General features: G+C 63.8%; 12 protein-coding genes and 1 pseudogene. 5 read left to right on the top strand and 8 right to left on the bottom strand.

Translation table 11 applies throughout. The annotated features are described in order from the left end of the window. Nucleotides 1–2: 2 nt before the first annotated feature. Nucleotides 3–1,355: a 3-oxoacyl-ACP reductase gene (locus tag ABRP30_RS24645; protein ID WP_267818968.1), complete on the bottom strand. Its 1,353-nt coding sequence runs from the start codon at nucleotides 1,353–1,355 to the stop codon at nucleotides 3–5. Nucleotides 1,356–1,473: 118 nt separating this feature from the next. Here ABRP30_RS24645 and ABRP30_RS24640 point away from each other — a divergent pair, with 118 nt between their 5' ends. Together ABRP30_RS24640 and ABRP30_RS24635 are read left to right on the top strand one after the other, a co-directional pair. Beyond that, entirely contained in the window at nucleotides 1,474–2,751 is a 1,278-nt protein-coding gene (locus ABRP30_RS24640) for an acetyl-CoA C-acetyltransferase (protein ID WP_349976245.1), read from the top strand. 70 nt (nucleotides 2,752–2,821) lie between these two features. Beyond that, a complete protein-coding gene (locus ABRP30_RS24635) occupies nucleotides 2,822–3,601 on the top strand; it encodes a helix-turn-helix transcriptional regulator (protein WP_267818965.1) in 780 nt (259 codons plus the stop codon). A gap of 55 nt (nucleotides 3,602–3,656) precedes the next feature. Here the strand turns inward: ABRP30_RS24635 and ABRP30_RS24630 are convergent, their stop codons facing one another. The 5 genes and pseudogenes from ABRP30_RS24630 to ABRP30_RS24610 form a co-directional block, all read right to left on the bottom strand. Beyond that, nucleotides 3,657–4,361, bottom strand: coding sequence for a methyl-accepting chemotaxis protein (locus ABRP30_RS24630; RefSeq protein ID WP_372490509.1), 705 nt, complete (start codon nucleotides 4,359–4,361; stop codon nucleotides 3,657–3,659). 201 nt (nucleotides 4,362–4,562) lie between these two features. Beyond that, nucleotides 4,563–5,447: pseudogene (locus ABRP30_RS24625) on the bottom strand (cache domain-containing protein); the annotation flags it as partial. Between the two features lie 318 nt (nucleotides 5,448–5,765). Beyond that, nucleotides 5,766–6,170, bottom strand: coding sequence for a Cu(I)-responsive transcriptional regulator (gene cueR, locus ABRP30_RS24620; RefSeq protein WP_267818961.1), 405 nt, complete (start codon nucleotides 6,168–6,170; stop codon nucleotides 5,766–5,768). Beyond that, nucleotides 6,167–8,566: a heavy metal translocating P-type ATPase gene (locus tag ABRP30_RS24615; protein ID WP_349976244.1), complete on the bottom strand. Its 2,400-nt coding sequence runs from the start codon at nucleotides 8,564–8,566 to the stop codon at nucleotides 6,167–6,169. The genes cueR and ABRP30_RS24615 overlap by 4 nt, the downstream gene beginning before the upstream one ends. Nucleotides 8,567–8,618: 52 nt before the next feature. Further along, a complete protein-coding gene (locus tag ABRP30_RS24610; protein ID WP_241806155.1) occupies nucleotides 8,619–9,005 on the bottom strand; it encodes a hypothetical protein in 387 nt (128 codons plus the stop codon). Nucleotides 9,006–9,149: 144 nt separating this feature from the next. On the opposite strand from ABRP30_RS24610, the gene ABRP30_RS24605 reads away from it, so the two are divergent. After that, nucleotides 9,150–9,347, top strand: a complete 198-nt coding sequence (locus tag ABRP30_RS24605) for a heavy-metal-associated domain-containing protein (protein ID WP_241806154.1) — start codon at nucleotides 9,150–9,152, stop codon at nucleotides 9,345–9,347. 108 nt (nucleotides 9,348–9,455) lie between these two features. Then, nucleotides 9,456–10,637: a multidrug effflux MFS transporter gene (locus tag ABRP30_RS24600; protein ID WP_267818956.1), complete on the top strand. Its 1,182-nt coding sequence runs from the start codon at nucleotides 9,456–9,458 to the stop codon at nucleotides 10,635–10,637. On the opposite strand, the gene ABRP30_RS24595 is transcribed toward ABRP30_RS24600, so the two are convergent. Next, nucleotides 10,588–10,785: a hypothetical protein gene (locus ABRP30_RS24595; RefSeq protein ID WP_267818953.1), complete on the bottom strand. Its 198-nt coding sequence runs from the start codon at nucleotides 10,783–10,785 to the stop codon at nucleotides 10,588–10,590. The two genes, ABRP30_RS24600 and ABRP30_RS24595, sit on opposite strands and share 50 nt — an antisense overlap. A gap of 489 nt (nucleotides 10,786–11,274) precedes the next feature. On the opposite strand from ABRP30_RS24595, the gene ABRP30_RS24590 reads away from it, so the two are divergent. Beyond that, entirely contained in the window at nucleotides 11,275–11,982 is a 708-nt protein-coding gene (locus tag ABRP30_RS24590; protein ID WP_267818951.1) for a helix-turn-helix transcriptional regulator, read from the top strand. Nucleotides 11,983–12,000: 18 nt separating this feature from the next. Here ABRP30_RS24590 and ABRP30_RS24585 read toward each other — a convergent pair whose 3' ends face one another. Then, entirely contained in the window at nucleotides 12,001–12,948 is a 948-nt protein-coding gene (locus ABRP30_RS24585) for an adenosine deaminase (protein WP_267818949.1), read from the bottom strand. Nucleotides 12,949–12,975 lie beyond the last annotated feature (27 nt).

Below are 12,975 nucleotides of genomic sequence, written 5' to 3'. Positions count from 1 at the left end.
GGTCACGCTCCCATCAATGCCTGGCCACAGACGCGCAGCACTTGGCCATTGACCGCGCCGGAGCCGGGCTGACTGAGCCAGGCGATGGCCTCGGCGACATCCTGCGGGCGACCGCCCTGGCCCAGCGAACTCAGGCGCCGCCCGGCTTCGCGCAGGCCCGTGGGCATGGCGGCGGTCATGTGCGTCTCGATGAAACCGGGGGCCACGGCATTGATGCTGCCACCTTGCGCGCCAAGCTTCGGCGCCCAGGCCTGGGCAAAACCGATCAGCCCGGCCTTGCTTGCGGCATAGTTGGCCTGGCCGCGGTTGCCGGCGATGCCGCTGACCGAGGCCAGCAGCGTGATGCGTGCGTCCGCCCCCAGCGCGCCGCCTGCATACAGTGCCTGGGTCAGTACCTGGGGTGCCTTGAGATTGACTGCCATCACCGCGTCCCAGTAGTCAGGGGTCATGTTGGCGAGGGTCTTGTCTTTGGTGATGCCGGCGTTGTGCACGACGATGTCGATGCCGCCGGGCAAAGCCTGGAGCAGCAACTCGGCGGCGTCGCTGGCGCAGATGTCCAGGCCCAGCGCCTTGCCGCCCAGGCGGGCGGCGAGGGCATCGAGGTCTTGTTGGGCCTGCGGCACGTCCAGCAGCATCACCTCGGCACCATCACGCGCCAAGGTTTCGGCAATGGCTGCGCCGATCCCGCGTGCAGCACCGGTGATCAGTGCCCGGCGCCCGGCCAGCGGCCGCGTCCAGTCTTCGACCTCGCTGGCACAGGCTTGCAAGCGCAGCACCTGGCCGGAAATGAACGCACTCTTGGGTGACAGAAAGAAGCGCAAGGCGCCTTCGAGCTGGCTGTCGGCAGCTTCATCCAGGTACAACAGCTGCGCCGTCCCACCGTTGCGCAGCTCTTTGGCCAGCGAGCGGCTGAAGCCTTCGAGGGCACGCTGGGCGACGCTGGCCAGCGGGTCGTCGATGCCTTCCGGAGGGCGCCCGAGTATGACCACATGGGCGCAGGGCGCCAGGCTGCGCAGCAACGGCTGGAAGAATTCGCGCAACTGCTTCAGCTCATCGCTGTCGGACAGATGACTGGCATCGAATACCACCGCCTTGAGCTTGGGCCCCAGGCCCGCCACCCATGCCGGCGCCTGTAGGCTTGCGCCATTGAAGCTGTAGCATTCGCTGGTCAGGCGGGGAGCGATGGCTTCGACCTGATTTGCCAAAGGCCCTCCGCCGATCACCAGCGCACCTTCCACAGGGCGTAGGCGGCCTGCCTGCCAGCGTTCCAGCGGTGCCGGGTGTGGCAGCCCGACGGCATCGATGAGGCGGCGGCCGAGGTTGGAGTTGGCAAAGTCGAGATAGCGATCGCTCATGTGCGGGTCTCCCTGAAGGCAAGCATTGAAGTGTGGACCAACTTTGTAGGAAGGTCGTTCGAATGCGGCAAAAACACCTAGGCTGTTCGGATCGAGATGTTTCAGGAGGAATCTACGCATGCGTTCACTTCGCCGGGTCGCGATTCTGGGCGGCAACCGAATACCTTTCGCCCGCTCCAACGGCACCTACGCCACTGTCAGCAACCAGGCAATGCTCACGGCCACGCTGGAGGGGCTGACGGAACGGTACCGCCTGCACGGTTTGCGCCTGGGTGAAGTCGTGGCCGGTGCGGTGCTCAAGCATTCTCGCGACATGAGCCTGACCCGCGAATGCGTGCTGGGTTCGCGGCTCTCGCCACAGACGCCGGCCTACGATATTCAGCAGGCTTGCGGCACCGGGCTGGAGGCGGCCTTGCTGGTGGCCAACAAGATTGCCCTTGGGCAGATCGACAGCGGTATCGCCGGTGGTGTCGACACCACTTCCGATGCCCCGATCGGGGTCAATGAGGGGCTGCGGCGCATCTTGCTGCAGGCCAACCGTGGCAAGACCCTGGGCGAGCGGCTAAAGCCCTTCCTGCAACTGCGGCCGGGGCATCTGAAGCCCGAACTGCCGCGCAATGGCGAGCCGCGTACCGGGTTGTCGATGGGCGAGCATTGCGAGCGCATGGCCCAGGCCTGGCAGATCGACCGCGCCGAGCAGGACGCGTTGGCGCTGCTTAGCCATCAGCATCTGGCAGCGGCCTATGCCGAGGGTTGGCAGGATGACCTGCTGACACCCTTTCTGGGCCTCACGCGCGACAACAACCTTCGGCCGGACTTGACCCTCGAGCAGTTGAGCAAGCTCAAGCCCGCCTTCGACCGCAGCGGCGTGGGCACACTCACAGCGGGCAACTCCACACCGCTGACCGATGGTGCGTCGCTGGTGCTGCTGGGCACGGAGGAGTGGGCGCAGGCACAGGGCCTGCCGGTGCTGGCCTATCTGGTCGATGGCGAGACGGCTGCGGTGGACTTCGTCAAAGGGCAGGAAGGGCTGCTGATGGCGCCGGCCTATGCGGTACCGCGGCTTCTGGCGCGCAATGGCCTTAGCCTTCAGGACTTCGATTATTACGAGATCCATGAGGCATTCGCTGCCCAGGTGCTGTGCACGCTCAAGGCCTGGGAGAGTGCCGAGTACTGTCGCGAGCGGCTGGGGCTGGATGCACCGCTGGGCGCGATCGATCGGAGCAAGCTCAACGTCAAGGGCAGTTCATTGGCGGCAGGGCACCCGTTCGCGGCGACCGGGGGGCGGATCCTGGCCAACCTGGCCAAACTGCTGGCGACGGCGGGGAAGGGGCGAGGCTTGATTTCGATCTGCGCGGCGGGCGGGCAGGGGGTGACAGTGATCGTCGAGCGGTGACCGCCTGTAGGGCTGCAGGGTGCCGGTAGGCGGTGTTAGGCTTGTCTGGTCAGAACCACAAGAACTCACTATGCCGAGTATCGGACACCCCCGCGCCATTCCAGCCCTGGTCCATTTGCCCAGGCCGCTCTATGCCCGTGCTGAAAGCCTGGGGGCCGGCTCCTGGACCACTCGCCACAGCCACGACTGGGTGCAGTTTTCCTATGCGATCAGCGGTGTGCTGGGTGTCTACACGCGTGATGGCAGCTATTTCGCCCCACCGCAATGGGGTGTGTGGATTCCCGCCGACGCTGAACACGAAGTGGTGACGTCCGGGCGGGCGGAAATGCGCAGCCTGTACATTCGCCGCGACGCTTGCCCTTGGGCTTCGGCGCAGTGCCGGGTGTTGGAAGTGACACCGCTGGCGCGTGAGTTGATCAAGCAGTTCTGTGTTTTCCCAGCGCACTATCCCGAAGGCGATAGCGTCGAAGGCCGCTTGGTCTCGGTACTGCTCGATCAGCTTCGTACTTTGCCTGAAGTGGGGTTCTCCCTGCCGCTGCCGCGGCATGCCGGCTTGCTGGCGCTGTGCAACAGCTTGATTGCCGCGCCGGATCAGGTGCAAACCTTGCAGCAGTGGGCCGGCCAATTGCAGTGCTCGGAAAAGACCCTGATGCGCCTTTTTCAGCGCGAGACGGGGTTGAGCTTTCGTAACTGGCGTCAACGCATGCGGTTATTGTCGTCACTGGCGTTGCTGGAGACGGGGGCGAGTGTGACAGACGCGGCGCTGGGCTGCGGCTATGACTCGACGTCGGCCTACATCGCCGCCTTCAAGCAATTGTTTGGCTCTACACCGGGTGAGTTGACGTTGTAGCGGGGGGCCGGCCTCTTCTCGGGGAACCTGCGAAGAGGCCGGTGCAGCCTGCCGGTCAGGTGCGGAAGCGTCGTACCAGCGAATCCAGCTCATTGGACAACCCGGCCAGGCTTTCCGAGTCCTGCCGCGCCGCCTGCGCCAGGTCGGCCACCAACTGCGCATCACCGTGGATCTGGCTGATATGGCGGTTGATGTCTTCGGCAACCTGGTGCTGTTCTTCTGCCGCGGTGGCGATTTGCGTGTTCATGTCGCGGATGATGTCCACCGACTCGCGTATCTGGCCAAAGCTGTCGCGGGCCAGGCCAATGCGGTTGACCGACTGCTGCGACACTTCCAGGCTGGCATGCATCTGCTCGGCCACTTCGGCGGTACGGCTGGCCAGGTTGCCAAGCAGCCCATCGATTTCAGCCGTCGAGTCGGCGGTGCGCTTGGCCAGCGCCCGGACCTCGTCGGCCACTACCGCAAACCCGCGGCCCTGTTCGCCGGCGCGGGCGGCTTCGATCGCGGCATTGAGCGCCAGCAGGTTGGTCTGTTCGGCAATCGAGCGAATGGTACCGAGGATCGACTGAATGGCATTGCTGTCGCGCTCCAATTGCTGGATCGACTGCGCCGACTGCTCGATCTCCTGGCTCAGCCGGTCGACACTGTTGACCGCCGCATCGATCTGCTGCTGGCCTTCGCGGGCCTGTTGCTGGCCGCTGTCGGCCGACTGCGCGGCCTGGCTGCAGGAGCGGGCGACCTCGTTGGCGGTGGCGACCATTTCGTGGAATGCGGTGGAGACCATGTCCACCGCTTCGCGCTGGCGCCCGGCGGCCTCGGCCATGTCGCTGGAGACCTGAGTGGAGCTGGTGGAGGTGCTCAGGATCTTGCTCGCCGCCGAGCCGATATGCTGGATCAGGCTGCGGATGGCGCCGAGGAACTGGTTGAACCAACCGGCCAGTTGCGCCGTTTCATCACGGCCACGGACTTCCAGGTTGCGGGTCAGGTCGCCTTCGCCCTGGGCGATGTCCTCCAGGCCACTGGAAACGCTGTTGATGGGGCGCACGATGAGTTTGGCGAACGTGGCGCCGACCACGGCGAACAGCGCAGCCAGCACCAGCGCGACGCCGCCGATGAGCCAGGTGAGGCGGGTGGTGGTCTGCATCACTTCGCTTTGTTGGATCAGGCCTATGAAGGTCCAACCGAGTTTTTCGTCGGGGTAGACGTTGGCCATGTAGCGCACGCCGCCGATTTCGACCTCAGCCAAGCCCTTGCCGGCTTTGGCCAGCTCGGCATAACCGTCGCCGAAGCTGGCCAGCTGTTTGAAATTGTGACTGGCATCGCGTGGGTCGACCATCACGTTACCGTTGTTTTCCATGAGGATCAGGTAGCCGCTTTCGCCCAGCTTGATCTGCTGGACGATCTCGGTCAGGCCCTTGAGCGATACGTCGATGTTGACCACGCCACCGGGGCTGCCCAGTTGGTTGGCAACGGTGCGCACGGTGCTGACCAGTACGGCATCGTCGCCGGCCCAGTAGTACGGGGCGGTGCGCAGGGTCTTGCCAGGGTTGGCCATGGCCGCCTGGTACCAGGGGCGGGTGCGCGGGTCGTAGTTGCTCATGTTCGGATCGCCTGGCCAGAAGGCGTAGCCGCCGTCCTGCAGGCCATAGGACACGTAGGCGTAGTCCGGATGGCTTTTGGCCAGGCGCGTGAACAGTTCGTACAGTGTCTTGTCCTGTTCGCTGGGTGTGATTTGCGCAGCGTCGGCGCTGATGTGTTTCTTGACGTTGTCGCCGCTACCGGTGACCTGGGGGAGGCTGGCCAGGTAGTCGACGTTTTGGGTGATGCCCTGGAAAAACAGGTTCATCGCGTTACTGACCTGGCGGATTTCCCGGCTGCTGCCGTCAAGAAAACCGTCGCGGGCTTCGCCGCGCAGGTTGATGACCACCAAGGTGGCTACGAGGACGATGGGCAGTGCGGCGATGACCGCGAATGCCCAGGTCAGTTTCTGTTTGATGTTCATCGACGCTCCCGGAATTTATTTTTTTCGACACGCGAGGCAGGTAGAAACTGTATCGGCGGCATCCGGGTTTTTTTGAGTGAAAATGCCCGTATTTATTGGGCAAAGGCGCATTTGGCGACTATTCGGTCGGCTCCAGGCTAATATGGCATACCAAGCGTGGGCTCAACTGCAGCATTCACTCCCTTTTGCGAGATCTTTGAGAATCGGGCAATCAGGCCGGTCATTGCCTTTGCAGTGCGCTACCAGTTCGCTCAAGGTGTCACGCAGGCTGGCCAGTTCCTCGATACGCCGGTTCAGCTCATCGATGTGTTGCAGCGCCAGCGCCTTCACGTCGGCGCTGGCGCGCTGCCGGTCCTGCCACAGGGTCAGCAGCTTGCCCACCTCTTCCAGGGAAAACCCAAGGTCGCGTGAGCGCTTGATGAAGGCAAGGCTGTGCAAGTCCTCTGGCTGGTACAGGCGGTACCCGCTGTCGCTGCGGGTGGCCTGCTTGAGCAGGCCGATGGCTTCGTAATAGCGGATCATCTTGGTGCTGAGCCCGCTGCGGCGGGCGGCCTGGCCGATATTCATGGGGCCTCCTGCGAGGTGCTGGTGGGTTTCCAGGTCTTGAGCCACAAGGCGTTGCTTACCACGCTGACGCTGGACAACGCCATGGCGGCGCCGGCCACTACTGGGTTCAGATAACCCAGCGCGGCCAGCGGAATGCCGATGAGGTTGAAGATGAATGCCCAGAACAGATTCTGGCGGATTTTCGCATAGGTCTTGCGGCTGATTTCCAGGGCGGCAGGCACCAGGCGCGGGTCACCACGCATCAGGGTGATGCCGGCAGCCTGCATGGCCACGTCGGTGCCGCCCCCCATGGCGATGCCGATATCGGCGGCGGCAAGCGCTGGGGCGTCGTTGATACCGTCGCCGACCATCGCCACTACACCACCCTTTTTCAGCTCGGCTACCGTGGCGGCCTTGTCGGCCGGGAGCACTTCGGCGTGTACATCGTCGATGCCGAGGGTGTCGGCGACCACCTTGGCGCTACCGCGATTGTCGCCGGTCAACAGGTGGCTGCTGATATGGCGTTCGTGCAGGGCTGAGATAGCCTGTTGGGCACCTGGCTTGAGGCTGTCGCCGAAGGCGAACAACCCCAGCACGCGAGGCTGTGGGCCCCGTTCAATCAGCCAGGACAGGGTACGGCCTTCGGCTTCCCAGGCCTGTGCCTGTGTGGCGAGGGCGCCGGGTTGCAGGTTGCATTCGTCGAGCAGGCGCCGGTTGCCCAAGGCCAGTTCACGGCCTTGCACCTGGCCAGCGATACCGCGGCCGGTAAGGGACTGGCTGCCGGTTACCGTGGGCACCTCCAGCCCCTGCCCGGTGCAGGCATCGAGCACTGCCTTCGCCAAGGGGTGTTCGCTGCCCCGTTGCAGGGCAGCGGCCAAGCGAAGCATTTCAGCTTTCTCACCGACCAGTGCCTGGCTGTGGACAACGCGCGGGCTGCCAGAGGTGAGCGTACCGGTTTTGTCGAACACCACGCGGTTCACTGCATGGGCGCGCTCCAGTGCCTCGGCGTCCTTGATCAGGATGCCGTGGCGCGCGGCAACGCCTGTGCCCGCCATGATCGCCGCAGGTGTGGCCAGGCCAAGGGCGCAAGGGCAGGCAATCACCAGCACGGCGACGGCATTGATCAGCGCAGTCTGCAGCGGGGCGCCGGCCAGTGACCAGCCGATCAGGGTCAGCAGTGCGATCAACAGCACGGCCGGCACGAAGATCTGGCTGACCCGGTCTACCAGTTTCTGGATGGGCGCCTTGGCAGCCTGGGCATCTTCGACCAGGCGGATGATGCGGGCCAGCACGGTTTCTGCACCCAGCCCCCGGGTACGCACCAGCAGCCGGCCTTCGCCGTTGATCGCGCCGCCGGTAACGCTATCGCCCGGTTGCTTGGGCACTGGCAGGCTCTCGCCGCTGATCAGGGCTTCGTCGGCGTGGCTGTTGCCTTCTTCCACTTCACCATCGACCGGGAAGCGCTCCCCTGGCTTGACCAGCACCAGGTCACCGAGCTGCAATCGGGCAATTGCAACGTCTTCTTCGTGGCCATCGACCACCCTCACTGCGCGCTCTGGGCGCAGCGCCTCGAGGGCACGGATGGCGCTGGCGGTCTGGCGTTTGGCGCGGCTTTCAAGGTACTTGCCCAACAACACCAGGGCGATCACCACCGCCGACGCCTCGAAGTACAGATGCGGGGCCATCCCGGCCGGTGCCTTGGCCCATTGGTACAAGCTAAGGCCGTAACCGGCACTGGTGCCCAGCGCGACCAGCAGGTCCATATTGCCGGCGCCAGCGCGCACAGCCTTGTAGGCCGCTACATAAAAGCGGGCACCAAGGATGAACTGCACGGGGGTGGCCAGCGCGAATTGCGCCCAAGCCGGCAACATCCAGTGCACACCAAAGGGTTGCAGCAGCATCGGCAACACCAGGGGCAGGGCCAACACAAGGGCGGCGCCTACGGCCAGACGTTCGTTGCGCAGTCGGCGCTGGACGGCTTGCTGATCGTTGTCGGCCGGCAGCGGCAGGCTGGCACCGTAGCCGGCCTTTTCGACCGCGCCGAGCAACAGGTTGTCATCAAGGCCCTGCAGCACCTGAAGGTGGGCACGTTCGTTGGCAAGGTTGACACTCACCTGCTCAACGCCCGGTAGTTTACCGAGTGCGCGCTCGACACGGCCGACGCAACTGGCGCACGTCATGCCCTCGATCCGTAGCTCCAGGGTGCGGGTCGGTACCTGGTACCCGGCGCTGCGCACGGCCTCGACCAAGGCCGGCAGGCTGCCGGCCGGGGCTTGGACCCTGGCCTGTTCGTTGGCGAGGTTGACGCTGACCTGTTCAGCGCCATTGACCTTGCGCAGCGCGCGCTCGACGCGGCCAGCACAGCTGGCGCAGGTCATGCCGGAGATCGGCAGGTCGAATGAAGTGGATGCGGGCATGGCTCTCCTCCTTGGACAGGCCACCAGCATCAACCTTGCCATGTGGGGAAGGTCAATAGTCCAGGCTGGCTCGCCTCAGTACCAGCCCATTGTGGCCCATGGCAATGCGGTACTTGTTGATCTGGCCCGCTTGCAGGGTCAGCCGGGTGCTACGCTGGTCTTCCAGGCCGGGCGCGCAGCCGGGCATCTGCCCCGGCAGCAGGCGCAAGCGCACGTCAACAGGGCCGGGCGGCAGGTTGAAGGAGGCCGACTGCTCCTGGAACACGCGCCCGGAGAGCTGGTCGTTCAGATAGACACCGATTTCGCAGCTGGTGGCCACTTCCAGGCGTTCGCGTGAAATGATCAGCACGCTGTAGTCCGAGTTGCCTTCGGCGCTTGCCGGTGGCACTGCTGCCAGCGTGCCCAATAGCCCGACAACGCCCACTGCTGTCCTGAACATGAAGAATCTCCTGCTTGCCGAATCGTAAAGGCGCAGCTTGGCCGAGGTTGGTAGGGATTTCCAGCCCGGCCGTTCGATGCAGAACTTGACCTTGCCCCGATGGCAAGCTTGAAACTGCGCCAAACCCTGAAGGAGGCAACACCCATGCAAGTGTTCAACGTACAAGGCATGACCTGTGGCCATTGCGTCAAGGCGGTGACCCGCGCGGTACAGGACCAGGACGCGAGCGCCAAGGTCGAGGTCGATCTGGCCGGCAGGCAGGTGCGTGTGCAGAGCGCTCTGGCTGCTGAGCAGTTGCTGGCAGCGATTCGTGAAGAGGGCTACCAGGCCGACGTGGCCTGAAGTCGAATGGGACGCTTCTGCGGCCCTGTTTTGTTGCAAATGTTTTCATGCTGATGGCGTCGCTTGCAGGTAGACTTACGCACTTGCTTAGCCTGCTATGGATTCCTGATGAACCTGCGAATGGTGCTGATCCTGGGCGCACTCAGTGCGTTCGGGCCCCTTGCGATCGACTTTTACCTGCCCGCCTTCCCGGCCATGGCGCAGGCGTTCGCCACCGACGAAAAACACGTCCAGACCACGCTGGCCGCCTACTTCCTCGGCCTGTCGCTCGGGCAACTGGCGTATGGGCCGGTGGCCGATCGCTTTGGCCGGCGCAAGCCGCTGCTGTTTGGCGTCACGCTGTTTACCCTGGCGTCGTTGGCCTGCGCCTACGCGCCAAACCTGGACACGCTGATCTTGGCGCGCTTCGTCCAGGCGCTGGGCGGCTGCGCCGGAATGGTGTTGTCACGGGCCATCGTCAGTGACAAGTGCGACCCGGTGGCCTCGGCCAAAGTGTTCTCACAACTGATGCTGGTGATGGGGTTGGCGCCAATTCTTGCACCGATGCTCGGCGGCGTACTGGTGAACCTGGCGGGTTGGCAGTCGATTTTCCTGACATTGAGCCTGTTCAGTGCTGCTTGCTTGCTGGCGGTCGGCCTGGGGTTGCCAGAGAGCTTACCTGCGCACATGCCGCGCCAGCCGTTGTCGGGCGCTTTGCGTCAATACCTTCGGTTGCTGGCTGACCGCACGTTCTTTGGCCATGCATTGACCGGAGGGATCGCCATCGCGGGTATGTTTGCCTACATCGCCGGTTCACCGTTCGTGTTCATAAAGCTTTACGGTGTGCCGGCCGAGCACTACGGCTGGTTGTTCGGTACCAATGCGGCAGGTTTCATCCTGGTGGCGCAGATCAACGCGCGTCTGCTGGCAAAGCGTGGGCCGGCCTTCCTGCTGGTGCGTGCAGTATGGCTGTACCTGGCTGCGGGGCTGGCGTTGCTCGGAGTGGCAGCGCTGCGCCCAGCTGAACTATGGCCATTGCTGGTGCCGCTGTTCATCTGCATCGCCAGCCTGGGTTGCATCATCCCCAATGCTTCGGCGTGCGCCATGAGCGGGCAGGGCGCACGCGCCGGTAGCGCCTCGGCCTTGATGGGCTGCCTGCAATTCAGCGTCGCCGCAGGCGCGGCGGCGCTGGTCAGCCTGCTGCACGATGGCAGTGCAGTGCCTATGGCGTTGGTAATCAGCCTGTGCGGGGCGCTGGTGGTCAGTGTTGCGCTGTTGACCCGGCGCTTGCAGGCCACGCCTGCGGCTTGAGTGGGTGAGGCGCGCGCAGACGAGCTTCCAGTGTGACGACGAAGGCGCGTGCTTCTGCTTCGCTGCGAAAGCTCACCACATGCTGGTCAAGCCTGACTTCCCAGGGGCAGTTGGGGTTACGGTTAGACGCACTGACGATAATCTCCATCGCGGCATACCTCCGAAGGGTGGGGAGAGCGGCTCAAGTGTAGCGCTGCGGTTACGGGGTGCGAGGGTATGAGTGGGCGTCCTGACTGGCGGTCAGGGCATTTTCCGGCAGGGGCGTCAGACGCTTCCAGATGCAATGGCTGGAGGGTGTAGAACCTTCACTTTTGTTTGCGCTATTTATGGAACGGCGCTGTCGGCAGAGTCTCTGCCCGCGCGGGGCCATTGTTCCTCGTGCGTCGTTTCTTCCCTTCTATTTCGCGGCCTGATGCCTGTCACCTAAAACTGACGCGGGGCCATTGGCCTATTCCAATCGGTCAAGGGTTGCCCTACCCATCTCTCTTTGACTCCCCTGGGCTGCCTGCGCGGCTGCCGGACGGGCCGTTCATGCGGCTTATACTGACCCCGGTGCCAGGCCGGTAGCAGCTAGGGGGCCATCGGCGTTACCAATGTTGGCCATTGGAATTCGGATCTTGCAGGGAGTTGAAGGGACATGAATACAGTCAGCAGTATCAGTCAGATTGCCGGCCTGATGGCCGACCCCAAGCGAAGCGCCATGTTGTGGGCGTTGATCGATGGCACGCCGCGGCCGACCGATGAGCTGGCGATGATGGCTGGGTTGACGTCCTCCTCGGCCTGCGCCCACTTGTCATTGCTGTCGTCGGCAGGCCTGCTCAGGCTTGAAGCGCGCGGTCGCAAGCGTTACTTCCGGCTGGCGACGCCACAAGTGGGGGCGGCCGTGGAAGCCTTGGCCAGCGTGCAGCTGGGTACCGAAAGGGGCGTGCAGGCCAAGCCGTTGCCAATGCCGATGTCGACGCGCCGGGCCCGTCGTTGCGGTGATCACCTGGGCGGCGAGCTGGCCGGTGAGCTCTATCATCGGTTGGTGGTAGCAGGCTGGCTGGAGGGCAGCGTGCACCAGATGATGGTCAGTGAGGAGGGCCGGGCGCAGTTGGCTGGCATCGGCGTCTATATCGATGCACTGGCGCCTCAGCAGCAGCGCGGTTGCGTGATCTGCCACTGTAATGAGTGGAGCGACCAGGGGCCTCATCTTGGCGGCAGCCTGGGGCAGGCCTTGCTCACGTTGTTCCTGCAGTCGGGATGGATACGTGAGGCGGAGAACACGCGGGCATTGCAGATATCGGCACTGGGGATTCAGCAGATCAATCGCATTGCCCGCGTTCCAGCGTTGCAAGTGGGGTAGCTGCAACGCCTTGCCCGGTCACACCAAGCGTGCGTCCAGGCTGTTCTGCGCGAGGCGGCGGGCCTGGTCTTCAGTCATGCCCAGGTGGGTGTGCAAGGCGTGGAAGTTTTCGGTGACATACCCGCCGAAGTAAGCGGGGTCATCCGAGTTCACGGTCACCTTCACGCCGCGCTCGAGCATGTCGAGGATGTTGTGCTGGCTCATGTGATCGAACACACAGAGTTTGGTATTGGACAACGGGCACACGGTGAGTGGGATCTGCTCGTCGATGATGCGTTGCATCAGGCGTTCGTCTTCTATGGCGCGCACGCCATGGTCGATGCGCTTGATCTTCAGCAGGTCGAGGGCTTCCCAGATGTATTCGGGTGGGCCTTCCTCGCCAGCGTGGGCCACGGCGACGAAGCCTTCGCTGCGAGCTCGGTCGAAGACGCGCTGGAACTTGCTCGGCGGGTGGCCTTTTTCGGAGCTGTCCAGGCCGACCGCGATGAACGCGTCGCGGAACGGTAGGGCCTGGTCCAAGGTTTTCTGTGCTTCTTCTTCGCTCAGGTGGCGCAGGAAGCTGAGGATGAGGCCGCTGCTGATACCCAGTTGCTCGCGACCATCCTTGAGTGCCTGGTTGATACCATTGAGCACTACCTCGAACGGGATGCCGCGGTCGGTGTGGGTCTGCGGGTCGAAGAACGGCTCGGTGTGGATGACGTTCTGCGCCTTGCAGCGCAGCAGGTAGGCCCAGGTCAGGTCATAGAAGTCCTGCTCGCTGCGCAGCACGTCTGCACCCTGGTAATACAGGTCGAGGAATTCCTGCAAATTGTTGAAGGCGTAAGCGCTACGCAGGGCTTCGACGTCGTTCCAGGGCAGGGCGATCTTGTTGCGCTCGGCCAGGGCGAACAGCAACTCCGGCTCCAGTGAGCCTTCCAGGTGCAGGTGCAGTTCAGCCTTGGGCAGGGCGTTCAACCATTCATACATAGTGGGTGTTCTCAAATCAGGTACGGT

Origin of the sequence: Pseudomonas sp. WHRI 8519, assembly GCF_040224055.2 — a bacterium.
Taxonomy (GTDB): domain Bacteria; phylum Pseudomonadota; class Gammaproteobacteria; order Pseudomonadales; family Pseudomonadaceae; genus Aquipseudomonas; species Aquipseudomonas putida_X.
The sequence above is the reverse complement of the archived record's forward strand: the minus strand, read 5'-3'. Positions and strand labels throughout refer to the sequence as shown.